This is a genomic window from Bradyrhizobium sp. LHD-71 (assembly GCF_031157255.1).
Taxonomy (GTDB): Bacteria; Pseudomonadota; Alphaproteobacteria; order Rhizobiales; family Xanthobacteraceae; genus P52-10.
The window spans coordinates 25,721-48,130 of record NZ_JAVIFX010000003.1; the positions used below are offsets into that span (position 1 = coordinate 25,721).

The 22,410-nt window shown below is 64.0% G+C and carries 18 protein-coding genes; 13 read left to right on the forward strand and 5 right to left on the reverse strand.

What is annotated here, in order from left to right; all coding sequences use genetic code 11:
- The first annotated feature begins 120 nt into the window (after positions 1-120).
- From RCO31_RS02845 to RCO31_RS02900, 12 genes are all read left to right on the forward strand, one after another.
- The gene (locus RCO31_RS02845) at positions 121-1,539 is read left to right on the forward strand and encodes an amidase (protein ID WP_308966711.1); all 1,419 of its coding nucleotides are present in this window, start codon (positions 121-123) and stop codon (positions 1,537-1,539) included.
- 12 nt (positions 1,540-1,551) lie between these two features.
- Positions 1,552-1,776 (forward strand): hypothetical protein, encoded by a 225-nt coding sequence (locus RCO31_RS02850; protein ID WP_308966712.1) that lies wholly within the window; start codon positions 1,552-1,554, stop codon positions 1,774-1,776.
- A gap of 140 nt (positions 1,777-1,916) precedes the next feature.
- Positions 1,917-3,542 (forward strand): ABC transporter substrate-binding protein, encoded by a 1,626-nt coding sequence (locus RCO31_RS02855; protein ID WP_308966713.1) that lies wholly within the window; start codon positions 1,917-1,919, stop codon positions 3,540-3,542.
- A gap of 67 nt (positions 3,543-3,609) precedes the next feature.
- Positions 3,610-4,563 (forward strand): ABC transporter permease, encoded by a 954-nt coding sequence (locus RCO31_RS02860; RefSeq protein WP_308966714.1) that lies wholly within the window; start codon positions 3,610-3,612, stop codon positions 4,561-4,563.
- Between the two features lie 13 nt (positions 4,564-4,576).
- Positions 4,577-5,479, forward strand: coding sequence for an ABC transporter permease (locus RCO31_RS02865; RefSeq protein ID WP_308966715.1), 903 nt, complete (start codon positions 4,577-4,579; stop codon positions 5,477-5,479).
- A 50-nt stretch (positions 5,480-5,529) separates the two neighbouring features.
- Complete coding sequence (locus RCO31_RS02870) at positions 5,530-6,594, forward strand: ABC transporter ATP-binding protein (RefSeq protein ID WP_308966716.1); 1,065 nt, start codon at positions 5,530-5,532, stop codon at positions 6,592-6,594.
- On the forward strand, positions 6,594-7,613 hold the full coding sequence (locus RCO31_RS02875; protein ID WP_308966717.1) for an ABC transporter ATP-binding protein: 1,020 nt from the start codon (positions 6,594-6,596) through the stop codon (positions 7,611-7,613). The genes RCO31_RS02870 and RCO31_RS02875 overlap by 1 nt, the downstream gene beginning before the upstream one ends.
- A gap of 11 nt (positions 7,614-7,624) precedes the next feature.
- Positions 7,625-9,064, forward strand: a complete 1,440-nt coding sequence (locus tag RCO31_RS02880) for an amidase (protein ID WP_308966718.1) — start codon at positions 7,625-7,627, stop codon at positions 9,062-9,064.
- 16 nt (positions 9,065-9,080) lie between these two features.
- Positions 9,081-9,278, forward strand: coding sequence for a hypothetical protein (locus RCO31_RS02885; RefSeq protein ID WP_308966719.1), 198 nt, complete (start codon positions 9,081-9,083; stop codon positions 9,276-9,278).
- 6 nt (positions 9,279-9,284) lie between these two features.
- Positions 9,285-10,613, forward strand: a complete 1,329-nt coding sequence (locus RCO31_RS02890; protein ID WP_308966720.1) for an amidase — start codon at positions 9,285-9,287, stop codon at positions 10,611-10,613.
- A 14-nt stretch (positions 10,614-10,627) separates the two neighbouring features.
- Positions 10,628-11,962, forward strand: coding sequence for an amidase (locus RCO31_RS02895; protein WP_308966721.1), 1,335 nt, complete (start codon positions 10,628-10,630; stop codon positions 11,960-11,962).
- A 14-nt stretch (positions 11,963-11,976) separates the two neighbouring features.
- Positions 11,977-12,666, forward strand: coding sequence for an isochorismatase family protein (locus RCO31_RS02900; protein WP_308966722.1), 690 nt, complete (start codon positions 11,977-11,979; stop codon positions 12,664-12,666).
- A gap of 749 nt (positions 12,667-13,415) precedes the next feature.
- On the opposite strand, the gene RCO31_RS02905 is transcribed toward RCO31_RS02900, so the two are convergent.
- Together RCO31_RS02905 and RCO31_RS02910 are read right to left on the reverse strand one after the other, a co-directional pair.
- On the reverse strand, positions 13,416-13,748 hold the full coding sequence (locus RCO31_RS02905) for a hypothetical protein (protein WP_308966723.1): 333 nt from the start codon (positions 13,746-13,748) through the stop codon (positions 13,416-13,418).
- Positions 13,749-14,057: 309 nt separating this feature from the next.
- Entirely contained in the window at positions 14,058-17,285 is a 3,228-nt protein-coding gene (locus tag RCO31_RS02910) for a calcium-binding protein (RefSeq protein WP_308966724.1), read from the reverse strand.
- A gap of 536 nt (positions 17,286-17,821) precedes the next feature.
- On the opposite strand from RCO31_RS02910, the gene RCO31_RS02915 reads away from it, so the two are divergent.
- Positions 17,822-20,113: a mechanosensitive ion channel domain-containing protein gene (locus RCO31_RS02915; RefSeq protein ID WP_308966725.1), complete on the forward strand. Its 2,292-nt coding sequence runs from the start codon at positions 17,822-17,824 to the stop codon at positions 20,111-20,113.
- 21 nt (positions 20,114-20,134) lie between these two features.
- Here the strand turns inward: RCO31_RS02915 and RCO31_RS02920 are convergent, their stop codons facing one another.
- From RCO31_RS02920 to RCO31_RS02930, 3 genes are read right to left on the reverse strand one after another with little or no spacing between them, the layout of a single operon-like run.
- Entirely contained in the window at positions 20,135-21,046 is a 912-nt protein-coding gene (locus tag RCO31_RS02920) for a cation diffusion facilitator family transporter (protein WP_308966726.1), read from the reverse strand.
- 59 nt (positions 21,047-21,105) lie between these two features.
- Entirely contained in the window at positions 21,106-21,441 is a 336-nt protein-coding gene (locus RCO31_RS02925) for a YnfA family protein (protein ID WP_308966727.1), read from the reverse strand.
- A 25-nt stretch (positions 21,442-21,466) separates the two neighbouring features.
- Positions 21,467-22,309 carry a LysM peptidoglycan-binding domain-containing protein gene (locus RCO31_RS02930; RefSeq protein ID WP_308966728.1) on the reverse strand — a complete coding sequence of 281 codons (843 nt, stop codon included), beginning with the start codon at positions 22,307-22,309 and terminating at the stop codon, positions 21,467-21,469.
- Positions 22,310-22,410 lie beyond the last annotated feature (101 nt).

The window sequence follows — 22,410 nt, forward strand, 5'->3', positions numbered from 1 at the left end:
GCGTTTGGCACGGTGATTGCTCTGATCTGATGTGCGCATGATCCGTTGTGCGCATGGATCTGGCGAAGGGTGCGCGACGAGAAGCTGGGCAATCCAGCCGACCGGCGTGGAGGTGCAGGCATGTCGGTGATTGAAAGCGAAACGCTGGAGAGGAGCGAACTCCTGGACTTCAGCATCGCTGACCTTGGGCGGATGATGCGCAACGGCTCGGTTTCGCCCGTCGAGCTGACGACAGCCTGCCTCGAGCGGATTGCGCGTCACGACGCTGCTCTCAACAGTTTCATCACCGTCACGGCTGAAACCGCGCTTTCGCAGGCGCGTCGCGCCGAAGCGGAACTCGCGAGTGGCCGCGATCGTGGGCCTTTCCACGGCATTCCATATGCCTTGAAGGACAATGTGGACACGGCCGGCATTCTGTCTTCTTCCCATTCGAAGATATTCATCGACCGCAAGCCGGCCGAGAGCGCGACCGTCGCGCAAAAGCTCGAGCAGGCCGGCGGCATCCTGATCGGAAAGACATCGACCTTCGAATTCGCAATCGGCGGCCCGTCCTGGGATCTTCCCTGGCCGCCCGCGCGCAACCCCTGGAATCGCAACTACCTGCCCGGAGGTTCGTCGTCCGGCTCCGGCGCTGCTGTCGGGGCGCGTTTTGTGCCGGCTGCGATCGGGACCGACACCGGCGGCTCGATCCGTTGGCCGGCTGCGATGTGCGGCATCACTGGTCTCAAGCCCACCTACGGCCGGGTCAGTCGACGCGGCGTACATCCGAACACCTATTCGCTCGACCATTGCGGGCCGATGACGCGCTCGGCAGAAGACTGCGCGATCATGCTCGCCGCTTGCGCCGGCTATGATCCGCTTGATCCCGGGTCGATCGACGAGCCGGTGCCCGACTATCGGGCTGCCCTCTCCGGCTCGATACAGGGGCTGCGCATCGCTCTCGTGCGACACTGGTACGAGGAGGATGCGACCGAAGAGGTCATTGCCGCCGTCGACGCTGCGGTGAATGTGTTGCGTGAACTCGGCGCTGTTGTCGAGGTGGTGACGCTCGATCCGCTGCGCGACTATGTCGATGCCAAGACGACGATCTCCATCGCCGAGCTCTTCTCTGTACACGAGAAGGATCTGCGAACACGTCCGCAGGATTTCGGAAAGCTGCTGCGCAGCCGTGTGATGGTTGGAGGCCTCGTCCGCGCCGAAGATTATGTCCAGGCCATGCGCTGGCGCGCCGAGCTGTCGACACGGATGATGGCGCAGTTCTCTCGCTTCGACTTGCTCGCCACCGCCGGCTGGCTTGCGCCGGCTGATCCGGCCGATCCCGACGGGGTCGATTTCTTCAAGAAGCGGCAACTCGTGACCATGCCCTTCAGCCTCGCCGGCCTGCCGGCGCTCGTCGTGCCCTGCGGCTTTTCGCAGACCCGTCTGCCGCTTTCGTTGCAGATCGCCGGCCGCCCGTTCGACGAGGCCACGGTGCTCCGCGCGGGCGATGCCTACCAGCGCGTGACGGATTGGCACCGCACGAAGCCGGCGCTCGGCTGAACGGAGACCGACATGGCCAAGCAGACGACTGTTCCACCTTCGCCCGCCACCCGCGAAGACATCGCAGGTCTCGCGAAGAATGCCGGCCTGGATCTGCCACCCGATCTCTTCGAGGAACTGGTGGTCGCTTACGGCAACATCGAGCCGATGCTGATGCGGTTGCGCCGCGGGCGCGATCGCGCCGACGAACCTGCGCATGTCTTCGATCCACGAAAATTCATGCCAACGAGACCATGAACGCAATGTCCGACGTCGATCGATACTTCAGGAGATGGGACTGACCGCTGCTGCATAAGGATCAAGAGCGGTCACGGAAGGCCGCCGTCACGAGGAAGCCCATGGGGGATCGAACAAGAACAAGGAAAAAGGCTCCGTCGATGATCAGACGTTCGTTTCTTTGGCTGCTGTCGGCAGCCTCGCTGACGGCAGTGATGTGCGTAGCCGCCCGTCATGATTCAGCGCTGGCGCAAAGCAAGCCGGGCGTGCTGCGCGTGGCAATGACTGCCGGTGACATTCCACTGACGACGGGCCAGCCGAGCCAGGGCGGCGAAGGCATCCGTTTCATAGGCATTACGCTTTATGACGGGCTGACCCGTTGGGACCTGTCCAAATCGGACAAAGCGGCCGAGGTCATTCCGGACCTTGCGGAAAGCTGGACCGTCAATCCCGGCGATCAGAAGATCTGGACGTTCAAGCTTCGCAAGGGCGTGAAATTCCACGACGGCTCGGAATTCAATGCCGATGCGGTGGTCTGGAATCTCGACAAGCTGATGAACAAGGAGACCCCTCAGTTCGATCAGGCGCAGGCCAACCAGGCCGCCTCGTACAGCGCGCCGATCGCCAGCTGGCGCAAGATCGACGACTGGACCGTCGAGATCACGACCAAACGTGTGGACGCGGTGCTGCCGTACAATCTTGCGAACCTGTTCATGTCGAGCCCCAAACGCTGGGAAGACCTTGGAAGGGACTGGAGCAAGGTTGCCGAGAAGCCCTCGGGCACCGGCCCGTGGATGCTCGAATCCTTCAAGCCTCGCGAGCGCGCCGAGCTCGTGCGCAACCCGGACCACTGGGACAAGACCCGCATCACCAAATCCGAGCGGCTGATCCTGCTGCCGATGCCGGATCCCAACACGCGCGTTGCCGCATTGCTCTCCGGTCAGGTCGACTGGATCGAGGCGCCACCGCCGGACGCGGTGCCTCGCCTCAAGCAGCAGAAGATGCAGATCGTCACAAACCTCTATCCGCATATCTGGCCGTATCAGCTCTCCTTTCTCGACGACTCGCCGTTCAAGGATATCCGCGTCCGCAAGGCGGCCAATCTGGCGATCGACCGCGACGGTCTTGTCAAAATGCTGGGCGGGCTCGCCGTGCCGGCGAAAGGCATGGTCAACGAAACGCATCCCTGGTTCGGCAAGCCGACCTTCGAGATCAAATACGATCCGGAGCAGGCGAAGAAGCTATTGAAGGAAGCCGGCTACGGTCCGGAGAAACCGGCCAAGGTCAAGATCGTCATCTCGCCCTCCGGTTCCGGCCAGATGCAACCGCTGCCGATGAACGAGTTCATCAAGGAGAACTTCGCGGATGTCGGCATCGACATGGAGTTCGAGGTCCTGGACTGGGAGGCGCTGCGCACGCGCCGGCGGCTCGGTGCCGAGGCGCCGGAGAACAAGGGCAGGCACGGCGTCAACAATTCCTGGGGCTACTGGGACCCTGATATCGGCTTGATCGCGGCAGCAGGTTCGTTCGCGCGCGTGCCCGTGGGTTTCAACTGGGGTGACTACAAGAATGAGAAGGCCGATGCACTCGCCCTCAAGGCGAAGGCAACCTTCGATCCCGTCGAGCAGGCCAAGATCCTTGGAGAGCTGCATAGCGTGATCGTGGACGACGCCATGTGGGTGTGGATGGTCCATGACCTCAATCCCCGTGCCATGCGGCCAAACGTCAAAGGCTTCGTCCAGGCGCAGAGCTGGTTTCAGGATCTGACACCAGTCGTCGTCGAATAACCCGCTCGGCGGGCGGCGTCTCCCTCGCCGCCTCGCCGCTCCGCCGTCGGCCGAAGGCAAGGTCTCCATGTTCGTCTACGCACTGCGCCGCATCCTCTATACGATCCCGATCGCGATCGGTGTTTCGTTGGTCTGCTTCGCCCTGATCCATCTCGCGCCCGGCGATCCGCTGAGCTCGGTGATTCCGGAAGGCGCGTCGGCAGAGATGATCGCGCAAATCCGGACGGCCTATGGCTTCGACCGGCCGCTGCCCGTCCAATATCTGAAGTGGCTCGGCCATGTCGTTACCGGCGACTTCGGCACCTCGATCATGACCCGCAGGCCGGTTCTGGCCGAGGTGTTACCCGCCGTCCTCAATACCCTGACGCTTGCATCAGCCGCGGTCCTGTTCGGCTTCGCGCTCGGTTGCCTGTTCGGCGTGATCTCGGGATATGTCGCCGGCACCCCGACCGACCGCTCCGTCGCCGCGTTTTCGATCACCGGCGTATCGATTCCGCATTACTGGCTTGGAATGGTTCTGATCGTCATCTTCGCGGTCAATCTCAACGTGCTGCCCGCAACCGGCATGGGGGAGGGCGGCTCGGGCTCCTTCGGCTTCAACTGGGACAGCCTTCAGTACCTCATCCTGCCGGCGCTGACGCTCTCGGTCATTCCCGCCGGCATCATCGCACGGGCTGTGCGCGGTACGGTTGCCGAGGTGCGCAAGCAGGACTTCATGCAGACCCTCTACGCCAAGGGGCTGCCGGGTCGACGCGTCTTTGTTCATGTCGTCAAGAACGCGCTCCCGGCGGTGCTGGCGGTGATGGGCTTGCAACTCGCGCAATTGCTCGGCGGCTCCATCCTGGTCGAGACCGTGTTCGCCTGGCCGGGGACCGGCTTTCTTTTGAACAACGCCATCTTCACGCGTGATCTGCCGATGCTCCAGGGCACGATCCTCGTGCTGGCCATGTTCTTCGTGCTGATCAACCTGCTTGTGGACATCCTGCAGACCGCAGTCGATCCGCGGATCAAGCGCGCCTGAAACGGAAGCCTTCATGTCCCAGACATCCATCGCCGTCGCAGGTCTAGGTGCTCCGCTGAAGGGCAAGCGGCCCGTCACACGCAGCTTCTGGCAGAACGTTTTTCGCCGCTTGACGCGTGATCCGGTCACGATGATCTGTCTCGCCATCCTGGTGCTGATCATTATCGCCGCGGTCTTTGCGCCGCTGATCGCACCGCACGATCCTTATCGCACCAGCATGGCGCGGCGCCTGATCGCTCCCGGCGACGCTCGTTATTGGCTCGGCACCGACGAGCTTGGCCGTGATCTGCTCTCGCGCCTCATCTATGGAGGCCGGCTCTCGCTCTTCACCGGCTTTACGCCCGTGCTGCTCGCGACCGTGATCGGCGGCACGCTCGGTATCATCGCCGGTTATCTCGGTGGGGCGATCAACATGGCGATCATGCGCGTGATCGACATCTTCTATGCCTTCCCCTCCGTGCTGCTCGCGGTCGCGATCTCCGGCGTGCTCGGAGCCGGCATTGGCAACACGATCCTCTCGCTGACCCTGGTCTTCATTCCGCCGGTCGCGCGTGTCGCCGAAAGCGTTGCGACACAGATACGCGCTCAGGACTTCGTCGAAGCGGCGCGCGCAACCGGCGCGGCGAACTGGCGGATCGTTTCGTCCCATGTCGTGCCGAACGTGACCGGGCCGATCTTAAGCTATGCGTCGAGCCTGATCAGCGTTTCGATCGTGCTGGCCTCGGGCCTGTCGTTCCTGGGGCTCGGCATTACGCCGCCGGAGCCGGAGTGGGGGCTGATGCTGAACACGCTGCGCCAGTCGATCTATGTCGCCCCGCTCAACGCGGTGATGCCCGGGGTCATGATCTTCATCACTTCCATGTGCTTCAACCTGATGAGCGATGGTTTGCGCAGCGCCATGGACGTCAAGCAGTGAGGGCGACCCGCCTGACATCCATCCCTTCAGCCCATGCGCGCGGTCCGATCATGACGCAGGTCCTGAGTGATGCCGACGCGCGTGACCGCGGTGGCCCGGCCCAACCGCTCCTGATCGTCGAAGGTCTCAAGAAGCACTTTCCCATTCGCGGCGGCCTGCTCGGCCGGCCGCAGGCCTGGGTCCAGGCCGTGGACGGCGTCGATCTCGTCGTCAGGAAGGGCGAGACGCTCGGCATCGTCGGTGAATCCGGTTGCGGCAAGTCGACGACCGCGCGACTGCTCATGCACCTGATCGCGCCGGATTCGGGCGAGATCATTTTCGACGGTGAGGCGGTCGGCGCCATGCGCGGGCTGACGGTCCGCGATCTGCGTCGGCAGATGCAGATGATCTTCCAGGATTCGTACTCATCGCTGAACCCGCGCATGACAATCGAGGACTCGATCGCCTTTGGCCTGATCGCACAGGGTACGGCAGCGACGGAAGCGCGGACGCGGGCGGGGACGATGCTGCGCATGGTCGGGCTGACGCCCGACATGTTTGCCCAGCGCTATCCGCACGAACTCTCTGGCGGGCAGCGCCAGCGCGCCAATATCGCCCGAGCGCTGACAATGAGCCCGCGCCTTTTGATCCTCGATGAGGCCGTCTCGGCGCTCGACAAGTCGGTCGAGGCGCAGGTGCTGAACCTGTTGCAGGATTTGAAGCAGAAGCTCGAGTTGACCTACATCTTCATCTCGCACGACCTGAATGTGGTTCAGTACATCAGTGATCGCGTGCTGGTAATGTATCTCGGTAAAGCGGTCGAGATCGGCCCGGTCGAGGCGATCTACCGGGCGCCGAAGCATCCCTATACACGCGCGCTGCTCTCCTCGCGTCCGTCGATGGATCCGCGCCGCCGGATGCAGACGCCGCCGCTCTTCGGCGATCCACCGAACCCGATCAATCCGCCGAGCGGTTGCCGTTTCCGGACACGCTGCCCGATTGCTGAAGCCGTCTGTGCGGAAAAGATGCCCGCGCTGGGCAGCATGACGGACGCAGAGGCGCATGTCGTCGCCTGCCATGCGCATCGTCCAGGCTCCGGGCACAGCAATGCCCCATCGGAAGGAGCGGTGCATTGATGTCCGCTGTGTCGAAACAGGCGCCGCTCGTCGAGGTCGAAGACCTGACGGTTCGCTTCACCGGGCGAGACCTCGACATCCGTGTCGTCAATGGCGTGTCGTTCACGCTCGACCGCGGCTCCTCGATGTGCGTGCTCGGTGAATCAGGTTCCGGCAAGAGTGTGACTCTTCGCGCGCTGATGCGGCTGTTTCCGCCGACAGCGACGCTCGACGGACGCATCCGCGTCGACGGCGTAGATGTGCTCGCGCTCGGTGAAAATCAGCTCCGGCAGATCCGCGGCGGCTTGATCTCGATGATCTTCCAGGAGCCGATGACGGCGCTTGACCCGGTGTTCACCATCGGCCAGCAAATCGCCGAGACGCTGGTCTATCATGAGGGCATTTCCTTCCGCGCGGCACATGCGCGGGCGCTTTCCTTGCTGGAACTGGTGCAGGTCCCCTCGGCCAAGCGCCGCCTCGAGGCCTATCCGCACGAATTATCGGGCGGTTTGCGCCAGCGCGCCATGATCGCGCTGGCGCTCGCCTGCAAGCCGAAGCTGCTGCTCGCCGACGAGCCGACGACGGCGCTCGATGCCACCGTGCAGATCCAGATCCTTTTGCTGTTGCGCGAGCTGCAGCATGAACTCGGGATGGCGACGATTTTCGTGACGCACGATCTCGGCGTCGCCTGCGAGGTCGCAGACAAAATTGCGGTGATGTATGCGGGCAAGTTCGTCGAGGCGGGCTCGGCCGAACAGATCATCGGCGCGCCGCGCCATCCCTACACGCAGGGACTGATGAACTCGACGATCCACGCCGATATGCGCGGCGTCAAGCTGGACCCGATTCCCGGCGCGCCGCCGGACCTGACCGATCTTCCGCCGGGCTGCCCGTTCGCGCCGCGCTGTTCCGTGGCGCGCGAGCCCTGCCTCGGCCTGCAGCCGGAGCTGGTCGCTCTCGAAGGCGGCCAGAAGGCGCGCTGCCTGCAGTACGGCGCCGCGCCGAGTTTTGCGCACGCGCCGCTGCTTCAGGCGAGTTGAAAGGAGGTGTCATGAACAAGCCGAATACCGCTTCGGAATTTACCGATACGACAAGCCCGCTGCACTTTCTCACCGTGACCGAAGCTTCCAGGCTGATCGGCAGCCGGCAGCTTTCGCCTGTCGCTCTGATCGAGGCGTTTCTCGCGCGAATTACGGCGGTCGATGAGACGCTTCGCAGCTATATCACGGTGACGGCCGAGCGTGCGCTTGCCGGTGCCAGACGCGCCGAGCGCGAAATCGCTGCCGGGCGCTGGAAGGGACCGCTGCACGGCATCCCTTTCGCCGTGAAGGACAACTACTACACCAAGGATATCCTCACCACCGCCGGCTCGCGTCTGATGCTGGATCATGTGCCGACGACGACTTCGACCGCCGTCGCCCGGTTGGAGCAGGCCGGCGCCATCCTGCTCGGCAAGCTCAACACGTGGGAGTACGGCACCGGCAACGGCGGCGTCTACCACGACCTTCCCTTCCCAGTTGCCCGCAATCCGTGGGATCTCGCGCGCTTCACCGGGGGCTCCTCGACCGGGGCGGGTGCATCGGTTGCCGCCGGCACGGCGATGTTCGCGCTCGGCTCCGACACCGGCGGTTCGATCCGCCTGCCTGCCGCCGCTTGCGGCCTGCAGGGTTTCAAGGCGACGTTCGGGCGTGTCAGCCGCGCGCACTGCCTGCCGAACTGCTGGACGCTCGACCACACCGGACCGTTGACCTGGACGGTCGAGGACAACGCGATCGTGATGCAGGCGATTGCCGGTTACGATGCCGACGATCCGTCCAGCGCAGACGTGCCGGTCCCCGACTATCGCAAGGCGTTGCACGCCGGCGTGAAGGGGCTCGTCATCGGTTTCGTGCGTGATCTCGGGTCGGAGGGCGCGGCGCTCGACGCCGCCAACGCGCGCGCTCTCGAGCAGGCGGCGTTGCTGCTGGAGCAGCAGGGCGCGATCATTCGCGAGGTCAGGCTGCCGGCGCCGCTGACGCATTATCGAAACGTCACCAAGGTCATCAACTGGGCGGAATCCTTTTCGATTCACGAGAAGGACTTCCTGGAGCGGAGCGCGCTGATGGGCCAGGCGCTGCGCGAGAAGATGATGTCGGGGTTCACCACTCGCGCCGCCGATTATCTCGCGGCGACGCGCCTGCGCCGCACGCTGATCGCCTCAACCGACGCTGTGGTGCGTTCCTGTGATGCGTTGCTGATCGCCGGCGCCTTCCACGTCGCGCCTCGCTTCGAGGACGAAGAGACGATCTCGCCCTTCACCGCGGACACGGCGACGACCGTTTTCAATGTCACCGGCCATCCAGCCCTGTCGATCTGCACTGGTTACGACGACACGGGCCTGCCGCTCAATGCGCAGATCGTCGGACGCTTCTTCGACGAGCCGATGGTGCTGCGCGTGGCTCAGGCCTATGAATCGGCGACGCGCTGGCGCGAGCGCCGCCCCATGCTCTGATCCGGAGGACATTATTATGTCGAACGTCCAATCGACCAGCGAAGCTGAGGTCAGGCTCTATGCCGAACGCTGCGGGCTGAAGGATCTTCCGCAGGAGCAGTTTGCGCGGCTGGCCGAGCTCACGCAGACTGTCCGCGAGACCGGGCTGGCCCTGCCGCGCATGCCCTCGGAAGAAGACGAGCCGGCCCATCTGTTCACCGTACTGCTGAAGTGAGGCGCGATGCTCCAGACCGATCCCTGTTTCCTCACTGCCGCAGAAGCGGCTGCGGCCATCAAGGCCGGCACATTGACCAGCGAACGGCTGGTGCGGTCCTGCCTCGAGCGGATTGCTGTGCGCGACGCTGACGTGAAGGCCTGGCTGCATGTCGATCCGGCGCACGCCATCCGTCAGGCCCGCGAGCTCGACAAGCGTTCGCCCATGGGGCCGCTGCACGGGCTGCCGTTCGGCGTGAAGGACATCATGGATACGGCGGATATGCCGACGACGCAGAACTCCGCCGCGTATCAGGGCCACCGGCCCACGCGCGACGCCGCCTGCGTTGCCATCGTTCGCCACGCCGGTGCGGTGATCCTCGGCAAGACCGACACGGTCGAATTCGCGTTCAACGCCCGCAAGGCGGCGAGCCGCAATCCCTACAATCTCGACCATACGCCGGGCGGTTCGTCGTCAGGATCGGGAGCCGCGGTCGGCGACTACCAGGTCCCGTTTGCGTTCGGCACCCAGACGGCCGGTTCTCACATCCGCCCGGCCTCGTTCAACGGCATCTACGCACTGAAGCCATCGTGGGGCACAATCAGCCGCGAGGGCGTGCACCTGATCTCGGTCATGCTCGATACGGTTGGCTGGTACGGCCGCAGCGTCGACGACCTGACCCTTGCGGCTCAGGCATTCCGTCTGCCAGGCATCGATGACTCCCCGACGAAATCGGTTGCCGACATGAAGATCGGCTATTGCGAGACGCCGTACTGGTCACGCGCAGAAAAGGGCGCGCAGACGGCGATGACGGCCGCGGCTGAACGCCTGCGGCGTGCCGGCGCCTCTGTCGAAGAGATCGTGCTGCCGGCTCACTTTGCTGATCTGGCCGATGCGCACAGCACGATCATGTTCGGCGAGGGCCGTGTCGCCTTCTACAACGAGTATCTTGCCAACGGGCACGTGTTGCATCCCGAACTCCGCAAGACCGTCGAAGGTGGCCGCGGTGCCACGCCGGAGCGGCTGGTGGCGGCCTATGACCTCGCGGATGTCTGCCGCAAGGAGTTCGATGCCATCGCTGCGCGCTACGACGCGGTGCTCGCGCCGGCCGCAACAGGTGAGGCGCCCAAGGGGATCCTCAATGTCGGCGACTGGATTTTCAATGGCCTTTGGACGTTGCTGCACACGCCATGCGTTGCCATTCCGGCTGTCCGCGGCGATCAGGGCCTGCCAGTCGGCATCCAGCTCGTCGGGCCGCGTTTGTCGGATGCGCGTCTCCTCGCCGGCGCACGCGCTGTCCAGCACGTCATTGATGTCGAAGCCGAAGAGCGCCTGCGCGTTCTTCTTGCCGCCTGAGGAAGCCCGCTGTCATGCATACCCGTCTGCAGCCATCTCCGGAGCCCTGTTTTCTGACCGCTGCCGAAGCGGCCACGCGAATCCGTGAGGGCAGGCTCACCAGTGAGACTCTCATTCGCTCCTGCATCGAACGCATCGAGGCACGGGATCCGCTGGTCAAGGCCTGGCTCTATCTCGACAAGGCGCAGGCGATCGCCACGGCGCGAGAGCTCGACAAGCGCCCGTCGCTTGGCGCACTGCACGGCCTGCCCATCGGCGTGAAGGACATGATCGACACGGCCGACATGCCGACGACCTACAACTCGCCGGTTTTTCAGCATCACCGGCCGGCACGTGATGCTGCCTGCGTCGCCGTCGCACGGCTGTCAGGGGCGGTCATTCTCGGCAAGACCGACACGGTTGAATTCGCCGCGGCCGGACGCCGTGCCGCCACGCGCAATCCGAAGAATTTCGCCCACACGCCTGGCGGTTCATCATCCGGCTCAGGCGCAGCCGTCGGCGACCGGCAGGTCCAGCTTGCCTTCGGCACCCAGACCGGCGGGTCGCATATCCGCCCGGCCTCCTTCAACGGCATTTACGGACTGAAGCCGACCTGGGGCTCGGTCAGCCGCGAGGGTGCGAAGCAGTACTCCAACATGCTCGATACGATCGGCTGGTACGGTCGCTCGGTCGATGACCTCGCGCTCGTGGCGTCCGCCTTTCGTCTGCATGCTGTCGGCGAGGTCGCAGTGCCGGAGGCCTCGGCGCTGAGGGTCGCCTACTGCCGCACGCCGTTCTGGGAGAAGATCGAACCGGCGGGAGAGCGCGCCTTTGCCGTTGCCTGCGATCGATTGGCGAGCGCCGGCGTCAAGCTGACCGAGCTGACCCTGCCGAGGCCGTTCGGCGGCATGTTCGAAGCCCAGAACACCATCATGATGGGCGAGGGTCGAGCATCCTTTCTCGATGCGGCGCTGGAGTTTGGCGACCGCCTGCACCAGGATTTTCACGATCGCGTCGAGAACAAGCCCGGTATCACGCCAACGGCCATGATCGCGGCCTACGATCTCGCTGCTGCTTGCCGGCGCGAATTCGAAGCGCTCTTTGCCAATTTCGACGCGGTTCTCGCGCCCGCGTCTCCCGGCGAGGCGCCCGAAGGCAGCTACAATACCGGCGATCACGTTTTCAACGCGATGTGGACACTGTTGCACGTTCCGTGCATCGGCATCCCCTGCATGACGGGGCCGAAAGGCCTGCCCGTTGGCGTGCAGATCGTCGCGCCGCGCTACAGCGACGCGAGGCTGTTGGCCACCGCCGCAGCGCTCGCGCCGATCATCGATCAGGAGACCGCCCGCTACGTTGCCGACGCCTGAGGAGGAGACTGCCTGTGAGTTCATTGCAACAGACGCTCGACACGATCTTCGCGCAGAACTTGTCCCTCTATCATGAACGCGGCTTCAGGCGTCGCGTCGGCTATGGGCGCAAGGCCGCACTGGTCGTCATCGACATGGCCAACGGCTGGACGCGTCCGGGCAGTCCCTTCTCCTGTTCGGGCATGGACACGATCATCCCGGCCAATCAGGAGCTGATCAACGCCTTCCGTGCCAAGGGACTGCCGGTCGTGTTCACCACGACGGCCTATGACGTCACCTCGGGTCCCAACAGCGACATGGGACTATGGTCGCGCAAGGTGCCGATCGAGGCGATGCGCACCGGCAGCTTCGAGGCTGCAATCGATGACCGGCTCGCCCCGAGGGAAGGAGAGTTCGTCATCGCCAAGAAGCGCGCCAGCGCCTTCCACGGCACCAACCTATCAAGCATGCTCAAGGGCATGGACGTCGATACTGTCGTGCTCACCGGCGTCACGGCTTCCGCCTGCGTGCGGCACTCGACGGAAGACGCAATCGCCGAAGGCTTCCGGCCGATCGTCGTGCGCGAGGCGGTCGGCGACCGTATCGCCGGAGCGATCGCGTGGAATCTCTTCGACATCGACGCGAAGTTCGGCGACGTCGAACCGCTCGAAAGCGTGCTCGCCTATCTCGCCCGCAATGACAATTCGGATGCCGGCGTCCGCTAAAGCGTGAGGAGTTTAGGTTCGCCGTCGTGCGCGCCCCCGGTCCGCGCGACGCCGGCGACGGTTACAAGCGACACCGGGCAGCTACTCCGGGACGAACGACGTAGAGGTTGGTTCGCGCATTATAACCGGGATAACGTGCAGCGCAGGCTCGTTGCTGTGGCGTCAGGACGATCACGGACGGCTGCGGACTGCGATGTCGCCGGTCTTGAAAGAGCCTTTGCTGGTGACGCCTGAGATTGTTGTAGCGCTGACTCTCGAGATACGAACCCAGGTACTGGGCGGCAGAGGGCGAGGGCATGATCGTAAGGCCGGTGACAATCATCGCTGCGGCGGCGAGAGCCAAGCGTGTCGCCGATCTGGAAAGGGGCAGCCTGGGCGTGATCCTCATCGGTCGGTTCCTTTCTGGTGTCCAAGGCCTCTGAAGCTGAGACGCTTCCGAGAGCCGGATCCTCGCAAAAAATCGGGGCTGTCGCGCGCCTCTGCTCGACCATGGAGTTAGAGGGGCAGGCCATCATAGCTTCACGTCCCATTTGGGAGGAAGGCGTAAAAGCTTCAGGTGCGAGGCCTGGGAGGGAACAAGCAGTACTGGAACCATATCGAGCAGGTTCTTCATGCTCGCTTGCTCGATGGCTTGGCCGCGAGAGGCATCACGACGGAGATTCAGCTTAAAATCATCACGCTGCGGGGGCGCTGACGCGCAGGGCTCAGACAGTGAAATCTTCCCCGTGCCGGCTCCTGGCAGCAGCCTGCTAGGTCGAGCTCGTCAGCATGAGCCGATCCATGTGCGCGCATAGATGGTCCGCGCCAGCAATATCCGAGACGTCTTTCCTGTGCGGGTTCGAAGCAACGGCCCGCGCAATCGTCTCCAGATGGGCGACATCCCCGGTGCTCACGCTGCGATCGAGCAACACCAGCCGCGTCCACGCCGCCGCGGAATGCTCCACGACGACCTCCATCCAAAGGCTGTCGTCATCGGTTCGGGCAAGAATCCAACTTCCCCTGGAACAGCCGACGATCTCGGCCTGACGGCCCGTGTCGTTGACGAAGACGACGATCGGATCGCCGATCTCAATCCGGCTCACTGCTGCACACCTCCGGCGACCTGAGCACGATAGCCGCTGACGAGGATCTACACGAAATCCGAGACGCGGTTGATGTCGTCGACAAGCTCGCGCATGGCGTATTTCGAGTTTCGGTCCTTATTGCGCGCTCACGTGGCGCAAATTGGTCGGCCCACATACGGTACGCTCGCCCGAACATCAGAGGCCCGCCAACTGAAACCGGTGTTCGACCGCCTCATGCGGCACCTGCCGGCCGATACTCGCGGTTAGCGCCGCGGCGGGCCAGGCGGCGGCACCGGAGGGCGCCGCCGCTGCTTCATGACCTGCCGGTCAGGCGATCGGATCCAGGTTGACGATGGTGTGATCGGCCAGCGTGCCGTTGGTGAGATGGCCGTTCAGGATCGCGAGCGTGGTGAACTGATCACCGCCGCCGTCGAGGTCGACCTGCACCTGGGTCTGGCCGCCGCTTGCGACCGTGCGCAGGAAACCCGAACCGATTAGGTCGAAGGCGTCATCGCCGCTGAAGCCGTCGAACATCGAAGCTGACAGGACGATGTGGTCTTCGGAAGCGCCCGAGGTCTTGAAATCGGTGACGGTGTCGATGCCGTCGCCGATAGCGTCGAAGACGAACTGGTCGAGGCCAGCTCCGCCCGTCAGCGTGTCGGCACCATCGCCGCCCTTGATCACATCGTTGCCGGCGCCGCCCTTCAGCACGTCGTCTCCAAGACCGCCGGCGAGCTGGTCGTCATCGGCGCCGCCGTCAAGATTGTCATTCCCTTCGCCGCCGTCGAGGATGTCGTTGCCGGCTGCGCCCTTGAGAGTATCGTCGCCGGCATTGCCGATAAGCGTGTTGGCGAGCGCGTTGCCGGTGAGCTTGTCGGCGACCGACCCGCCGGTGACATTCTCGATGTTCTCGATGCTGTCCGTGGCGAAGGTCGCCTTGCCGGCGTCCTTCAGTGTCAGGTTGACCGCGGTCGTGACCGCACTGTAGTCGAGCGTATCGATCCCGTCGCCGCCGTCATAGCTGTCGCGACCGTCGGCCGTGGTTGTGATGACAAAGGTGTCGTCGTCGTCATTACCCTTGAGCACGTCATTGCCAAGGCCGCCGATGATGGTGTCACGGCCGGCATCGCCGAAGATCACATCGTCGTCGGCACCGCCGTCGATATGATCGTTGCCGGCGCCGGCCTCGATCAGATCGTCGCCGTCGTTGCCGGAAAGCGTATCGTGATCCAGGCCACCGTCGATGCGGTCTTCGCCCGCGCCGCCATAGATATAGTCGTCTCCGGCGCCGCCGCTGAGGGTGTCATCCCCTCCATAGGTGTAATCCATGGCGATCGTATCGCTGCCATCGCCGCCATCGATCACGAAATCACTGGCCGAGGTCGCGAGCGCCACGTCATCGCCGGCGCCGAGCAGAATGGTGCCGACGACCGCCGCACCGACATACAGGTTGACCTGGTCATTGCCGGCGCCCATGTCGATCGCCGAGCCGCCGGTTGCGGTGATCAGGCCGGAGTTGTTCAGCGTATCCCTGCCGCCGCCCATCGACACGCCGCCGACGATCCGGCCGGTGCTGTTGTTGCCGACAAAATCCTCATAGTCGCCGACCAGATTGATCGCCTCATTGCCGCGCAGATCGAACCGGGCCGCATCCTGCGGATCGACGCCTTCCGGGCCATGACCGTCACCCTGGATCAGGCCGTCATTGACGATTGTGGTTGTGCCCAGCGCATTGTCGTTGCTGGAATTATCGACCTGGATGGCGCGGCCATAGCCGTAGATCTCGCCGGTCGCACTGTTGACGATGGAGCCGCCGCCGACGGCGATGCCTTCCGAGACGTTCGGCTCGCCGTCGTGATAGCCCTCGGCGCCAAGGCCGGCGATGCGGCCGTAGTTCAGGACCTGCACCAGGCCGTCGACGTCCACGGCGTCGCCATCGGAGTCAGACAGTTCAGCCGAGCGGCCTTCCATGGTGCCGTAGTTCCTGACGTAGACCGTCTCTTCGATGGAGCCGCCATTGTCGATATTCACCGCGGAGCCGTTGCGGCCGATCATCGTGCCTTCGTTGTAGACGGTGACGCTGTTGTCGCCGGTCACAGCGTGACGCGACGCCTCCATCCAGCCGCCCTGGTAGTTGTTCACCTTGCCGCCGGTTCCGCTCTGGAAGTCGATCAGATCGCCGCCGCCGACAAAGCCCGGTACAGTCGTGATCGTACCCCAGTTGTTGACGACGGTGTTCTGGCCGGGACGGATCACGTCGGTATCGCTGCTCGTTTGACGGATCGTGCCGCCGGCGAGATTGTTGATCGTCACATGCGCGCCATCGGCCGCCAGATTCTGGAAGTCGATGACACGACCGCCAGCTTCCATCACGCCGGCGTTGTTGATCGTGACCGTCGCCTCGGCATGCGCCCGCTGTTGCGGATTGAGCGTGCCGCGCACGACGCCGCCCGCCTCGTTGTTGAAAGTGAAGGAGCCAGTGGCGCCTGTGGTGGTGTTGAGCACGCGGCTCGACGCTTCGATCAGGCCGGAATTCTCGACCACTGCGGCACCGCCGCCGCTCCAGGTGATGGCCGTGGCGGCAACAAGCCTGCCGCCGCTCTCGATGGTCAGCATGTCGTCGTTGTTGAGGCCGATCGTGCTCGTCACGGTGGCACCGTCCTCGATCGTCACCGAGGCATAGTCGCTGGTTGCGACCGACCACGTGCCCTCTCTGGCGACAAGCTTTTCAAATCCCGACGTTGTGCCAAACGTTCCAACCGCCGCAGCGGTTGAGCCGATCAGGTTCACCGCGTCGGAGCCATTGCCACCCGTGATCGCGCCGGTGATGGTGGAGCCGGTGTGGACATTGAGGGTGTCATCGCCTGCACCGAGGTCGACACTGCCGGCAATGACGCCCTTGTTCGTGAGCGTATCATCCTGATCGCCAACCAGTGCGATCGCCTGGCCGGAAAGGCTTTGGATCATGCCCTCGTTGGTGATCGATGTGCTCTCCGCGGCCGCTGCCCCTGAGGCGATGGCCGCGCCTTGCGCCAGGATGATGCCGCCCGCCCGGTTGTGGATATCGCCGCCGTCGAGCACGATTGCTCTGGCCGGCGTGCTGCCCGTGATGCCGAGGGCCTGAATGTTGCCGGCATTGTCGATGTCGGCCGAGCCTTCAGCGACCACGGCGTCGTCGCCGTCGGTCACCAGCACGCTGCCGCCGGCAGCGACGGTCATCTCGCTTTGATCGGCGAGTCTGAGTTGTGACGTCACCATTGCGCCCGTGTCGATATTCACAGAGTCGTAGGCGTCGCTCTGCAACGTCCAGATACCGCCTTGCACGTCGAGATGCTCGAAGTTCACGTTGGCGTTGAGAGTCCCGAGGCCTGTCCCGACGAGCTTCAGCGTGTCCTCGCCGTCGCCGCCGTCGATCAGGTCGGTGACGGTCGAGCCTGCATGCGCCTCGAAGGTATCGTTGCCGTCGCCGAGGTTCTGGCTCGCATTGAGGTTGGCAAGATCATTCATTTCATCGGTGTCGGCGATGGAAGCGGTGGAGTGCGGGGCGAGGGCCATGAGATAATCTCCGGTGATGCTTATATTGCTCGTTCAGGAAGCGCGGCGCGGGCCGCGATTCGCTGCGTCGAAGATCGGACGTAATGATCGATGGGGATCGGGAAGGAGGGACGTACGAGATAGTTGCGGACTCACACTTGAGTGCGCACGCATCTGCTCATCCGAGTTTTGCAGGTGTGTGACGGGACGATGTCTCGAACAAATTTTTCACCCGCACGGTTTTGCTTCAGCAAGAGGGTGCAAGGACCGGCTGCCGGAGTTCGTCTGCGGCCGTTGTCTTTCGAAAGCGCATACCGGTTTGATGAGGCGCGTCGCAGGGAGCTAAAGCCAGCAACCCGTCCGTTGCGCGGCACGTTTCGGCGTTCACGCGGCTTGCATGGTCGTCCCCTGAGGGTGAATCTCCCGGACGGCGACTTGACGAAGTCGCGCAAATAACAAACGAGCGCCCCCGAATTTGCAAGATTTGGCCGCATCGGAGCAGCGAAAAGACAATGTCCCAACATCCGAGGTCCGCTGTGATTCGCCGATACCTACACGTGGTCCTGGCCCTAGCGTTGGCCGTTCAGGGCCTGGCCCTCAATCCAGCTCTGGCCCAGACGCCGGCCAAGCCGGCGGCATCGGCCGCCTCCGCGGCTCCTGCCGGCGCCGTCACGCCGGACGACGCGCGGCGCGCGCTCGAGGTCTTGCAGAACGAGAGTAAACGCACAGAGCTTATCAGCACACTGCGCGCGCTCGCCAATGCGCAGCCGCCGCAGGCGGCGCCTGGAGCGAAAACGGAGGCTGCGGGCGAAGCAAAGGAGCTGCCGCTGGCGGCGGACAGCCTTGGCGCGCAGCTGCTGCTGCAGGTGTCGGAGCAGTTTGCGACGATTTCAGATGAGATTGCCGCCGCGGCCGGCGCGCTGACGCGCCTTCCGCTGCTGTGGCACTGGCTCAAGCGCTCGGCGACCGATCCGGCGACTTATGACCTGCTGTTCGACATCGCCTGGAAGCTGACCGTGGTCCTCGGTTGTGCGCTTGCGGTGGCATGGCTGATGCGCCGTGTGGTGCGCCGACCGATCGCGCTGCTGGAAGCATGGATGCCAAAATCCGCTCTGCCGGCGGCGCCTCCGATCGCGCCGGCCATGGCGATTGACGGCGCATCCGCCGCGTTTGGCGAAGGACCGCGCGCCGACGCCCAGGTCCGCCAGCGCAACGTCAGACTGGCGCAAGCGTGGAGCACCGTGGTCCGGCTGCCGTTCGTGCTCGGCCGGTTCGTTCTCGAGGTGCTGCCGATCATCGCCTTTGCGGCTGTCGGCAATCTGCTCCTCGGTTCGAGAATTGGCGACAACACCATCTCGAAGCTCGCGATCCTTGCGGTCGTCAATGCCTACGTCCTGCGCGGCATCGTCATCTGCCTGGCGCGGATGCTGGTGTCGTCCGAGCCGTTGAGCCTGTTCACCGTCCGTGGCGAGGCCGCAGCGTATATCCATATCTGGGTCAACCGGATCGCGACCGTCGGGATCTTCGGCGTGACCCTTGCCAACGTGGCGCTGCTGCTTGGCCTCTATCGGCCGGGCTACTTCGCGCTGCTACGGCTCGTGATGCTCATGGTCCATCTCCTAGTGGTGGTCGTGATCCTGCAGGGCCGGCGCACGGTCGCGGACCTGATCCGCACGGATGCCCGCAATGGCGTGATGGCGGCGATGCGCAACCGGCTGGCCAATTTCTGGCACTACATCGCCATCGTCCTGGTGCTCGGATTGTGGGCCGTGTGGGCACTCAACATCAGGAATGGCTACGCGCTGCTGTTCCAATATGTGGTCGGAACGATTGCCGTCGTTCTCGTGTCGCGGCTGCTGTTGATCGTCATTGTCAGCGTGATCGATCGGGTCTTTCGCGTGCCGCCCGAGATCGTCGAGCGTTTCCCCGGGATCGAGGTTCGGGCGAACCGCTACCTGCCGATGGCGCGTCGGATCGTATCGTACTTCGTTGCGATCATCGGCTTTGTCGCCCTGCTTGAAGTGTGGGGCGTCGACGCCATCACCTGGTTCGCCACCGGGCAGATCGGCAGCCGGCTGCTCTCCGCCATCGTCACCGTCGGCATTGCGGTGCTGATCGCGGCGGCCGTCTGGGAGATCAGCAATGCGCTGCTTGATCGACAGCTGTCGCGGTTTTCGCAAGAAGGGCAGTTCGCCAAGGCGGCGCGGCTGCGGACGTTTCTGCCGATGCTGCGCACGACATTGCTGTGCGTGATCGTCGCTGTGGTTGCGCTGACGGCTCTCAGCGAGATCGGCGTCAACGTGGCCCCGCTGCTCGCCGGCGCCGGCATCATCGGCATCGCGATCGGTTTCGGATCGCAGAAGCTGGTGCAGGACGTCATCACCGGGCTTTTCCTGCTGCTGGAGAATGTCGTTCATGTCGGCGACGTCGTCACGGTCTCCGACCTCACCGGAACCGTCGAGAACGTATCGATCCGGACGATCCGGCTGCGTGCGGCCGACGGCGCCGTGCACATCGTCCCGTTCAGCGCGGTCACCAGCGTCACCAACAGGAGCCGCGGCATGGGCAACGCCGCCATCAGCGTCACTATCCCCTCTGGCGAGGACACCGAACAGGTTGAAAAGATCCTGAACGAGATCGCGACCGAGATGCGAGCAGAACCCAAGTATAACCATCTCATCCGCGACGATCTCGAGCTGTGGGGCATCGACAAGCTCAACGGGTCGAAGATTTCGATGGTCGGCCAGATCCGGTGCACTGATGCCGGCCGATGGCCGGTGCAGCGCGAATTCAATCGCCGGATGCTGCGCAGGTTCAAGGAACACGGCGTGGAGATTGCGACCGGTTGAGCCGCGGCGATGTCACACGGCCTAAACGACGCTATCGGGCGCGAGCGCGCAGGCGTTGTTTTCGCTGACCTCGATCTGCATCGTGACATGGTTGATGGCGAACCGATGCCCGAGGTCGTGAGCGACGTCCATCAGGAATCCATCGCCGGGATGGCCGTCGGGCATCACCAGGTGGCACGACAGGGCCGTGTCCATGGTGCTGATCGGCCAGATGTGCAGGTCGTGCAGCTCTTTCACGCCTGGTCGGTTCAGCAGAAAGCTGCGGACGGCTGCGGGATCGATGGAGTCCGGAACGCCGCTTAGCGACATTCGCACCGACTTCTTGAGCAGGCTCCACGTGCTCCAGACGATGACCGCGCAAATGGCCAGACTGGCTGCGGGATCGACCCAGGTCCATCCGGTATAGATATACACAAGCGCGGCCAGCATGACGCCGAAAGAGACGGCGGCGTCGCCGGCGAGGTGCAGAAAGGCGCCTTCGATATTGATGTCACGCTTGCGTCCCGCAGCGAACAGGGCTGCGGTGACGCCGTTGATAACGATGCCGATGCCGGCCACGACCATCACGATGGCGCCCGCGACCGGCTTCGGATCCGCGAAGCGCTGCACGGCCTCCCAGGCGATGGCTCCGACCGCAATAAGCAGAAACGTTGCATTGAAGAGCGCCGCCAGCAACGAGGAGCTGCGCAGGCCGTAAGTAAAGCGCGGCGAGGGCGCGCGCCGCGAGAGCGTCGCCGCGCCCCAGGCGATCAGAAGGCCGAGCACGTCGCTCAGGTTATGACCGGCGTCGGCAAGCAGCGCCGTCGAGTTGCTGATGAGGCCGTAGATCGCCTCGATGACGATAAAGAGCGTGTTGAGGCTGACGCCGATGAGGAATGCACGGCCGAAATCGGCGGGTTCGTGAGAGTGGCTGTGGCCGTGATCATGCGTCATCGCGAAACTCTTCCATCCCGTGAAGTCGAGCGTGAACTGTGATCGACCTTGCGGTGTCTTCAGCGCGGACCGGCAATGATCAGGGCAGCGCCGGCGAGGCACAAGGCTGCTCCGCCGATGTCCCAGCGATCGGGGCTTATGCCCTCGACCGCCCGGAGCCACGCCAGCGAAGCAACGATATAGACGCCGCCATAGGCCGCAAAGGTTCGGCCTGCCGCGGCGCTATCCACCAGCGTCAACAGATAGGCAAACAGAACCAATGAGGCACAGCCGGGCGCGAGCCACCAGATTGGCTTGCCAAGCCGAAGCCAGCCCCAGAACGCGAAGCATCCAACGATTTCTGCGATGGCGGCGCCCACATAGGCGAGAATGGTCTGGGCGGTAACAATCTGCATATCTGCGCGTCACCAGCTCACGCAGCTATGGCCGCGCTTCGCCCGTCGGCAGCACGAAGATCTGGCCCGGATAGATTAGATCGGGATTGCGGATCTGCGCCTGGTTCGCCTTGTAGATGGCAGCGTAGCCGGTACCTGCGCCGTAGGCCTGGCGGCTCAAGCGCCAGAGGCTGTCACCGCGGGAGACTGTGGCCGTTCCGACCTTCGGCAAGCCTGCAGCGGAAGGCGAGCCCTTGTCAGTCAGAACGCCGGTCGCGGCGAACTGCGGTTGTCCTGCAGAGGCGATCTTCCCCGGTCGCTTGGACGCCTGGGCCGGTATGGACGCGGTGGCCATCGTGTCAGAACCATCGGCCTTGGCCGCTGCCCGCACGACCGGCACACTTTGTTTGGACATGACCTGTTTGCCGTCCGCCTGCGTGGCGCGCAACGTCAGGTCGTAGGTGCCGTGCGGGAGCTGCGGCGGAATCATGGTGAACTGTCCGGATTGATCCGCGACTGCGCGATCATGTGGCTCGCCGTTGCGAAGCAGCTCCACAGTTGCGCCGGGTGTCGCCCGGCCTGCGATCACCGCTTCGCCGGTCGGTTCGATGCGAGCGATATCGAAGGCCGGCACGCCATCGTTCGCGGGCGAGGACGATCCGGCCAGCGCGGCCGCGACGGCATTCGCTTCCGCTTGCGCGGCGGGCAGAAGGGCTTGTTTCTGTGCTGCGGCGGCCGGCTTTGAGACCGCGGGCGCGGTCGCCGCGGCCCTGGTCTTAACCGGCGGCTCGCGCCAGACATGCTGAAATGCGACGACAAGCGCGATGCCGCCCGCCACAGCAAGCGCAATGAACGCAACGACCATTCGGTTCGTCGATGTGGCAGTCATGATGTTCGCCCGTCGACTGGAAGTTTTCCTCGCCAGGACTATACCCTGTTTTCCAGTCTGATGGATATCGCTTATTCGCGTCAGAAGTGTCGGTTAATGGA

Coding starts and splice junctions, on each gene's coding strand:
- RCO31_RS02845 (WP_308966711.1), top strand. CDS start 121: ATGTCGGTGATTGAAAGCGAAACGCTGGAGAGGAGCGAACTCCTGGAC.
- RCO31_RS02850 (WP_308966712.1), top strand. CDS start 1,552: ATGGCCAAGCAGACGACTGTTCCACCTTCGCCCGCCACCCGCGAAGAC.
- RCO31_RS02855 (WP_308966713.1), top strand. CDS start 1,917: ATGATCAGACGTTCGTTTCTTTGGCTGCTGTCGGCAGCCTCGCTGACG.
- RCO31_RS02860 (WP_308966714.1), top strand. CDS start 3,610: ATGTTCGTCTACGCACTGCGCCGCATCCTCTATACGATCCCGATCGCG.
- RCO31_RS02865 (WP_308966715.1), top strand. CDS start 4,577: ATGTCCCAGACATCCATCGCCGTCGCAGGTCTAGGTGCTCCGCTGAAG.
- RCO31_RS02870 (WP_308966716.1), top strand. CDS start 5,530: ATGACGCAGGTCCTGAGTGATGCCGACGCGCGTGACCGCGGTGGCCCG.
- RCO31_RS02875 (WP_308966717.1), top strand. CDS start 6,594: ATGTCCGCTGTGTCGAAACAGGCGCCGCTCGTCGAGGTCGAAGACCTG.
- RCO31_RS02880 (WP_308966718.1), top strand. CDS start 7,625: ATGAACAAGCCGAATACCGCTTCGGAATTTACCGATACGACAAGCCCG.
- RCO31_RS02885 (WP_308966719.1), top strand. CDS start 9,081: ATGTCGAACGTCCAATCGACCAGCGAAGCTGAGGTCAGGCTCTATGCC.
- RCO31_RS02890 (WP_308966720.1), top strand. CDS start 9,285: ATGCTCCAGACCGATCCCTGTTTCCTCACTGCCGCAGAAGCGGCTGCG.
- RCO31_RS02895 (WP_308966721.1), top strand. CDS start 10,628: ATGCATACCCGTCTGCAGCCATCTCCGGAGCCCTGTTTTCTGACCGCT.
- RCO31_RS02910 (WP_308966724.1), bottom strand. CDS start 17,285: ATGGCCCTCGCCCCGCACTCCACCGCTTCCATCGCCGACACCGATGAA.
- RCO31_RS02920 (WP_308966726.1), bottom strand. CDS start 21,046: ATGACGCATGATCACGGCCACAGCCACTCTCACGAACCCGCCGATTTC.
- RCO31_RS02925 (WP_308966727.1), bottom strand. CDS start 21,441: ATGCAGATTGTTACCGCCCAGACCATTCTCGCCTATGTGGGCGCCGCC.
- RCO31_RS02930 (WP_308966728.1), bottom strand. CDS start 22,309: ATGACTGCCACATCGACGAACCGAATGGTCGTTGCGTTCATTGCGCTT.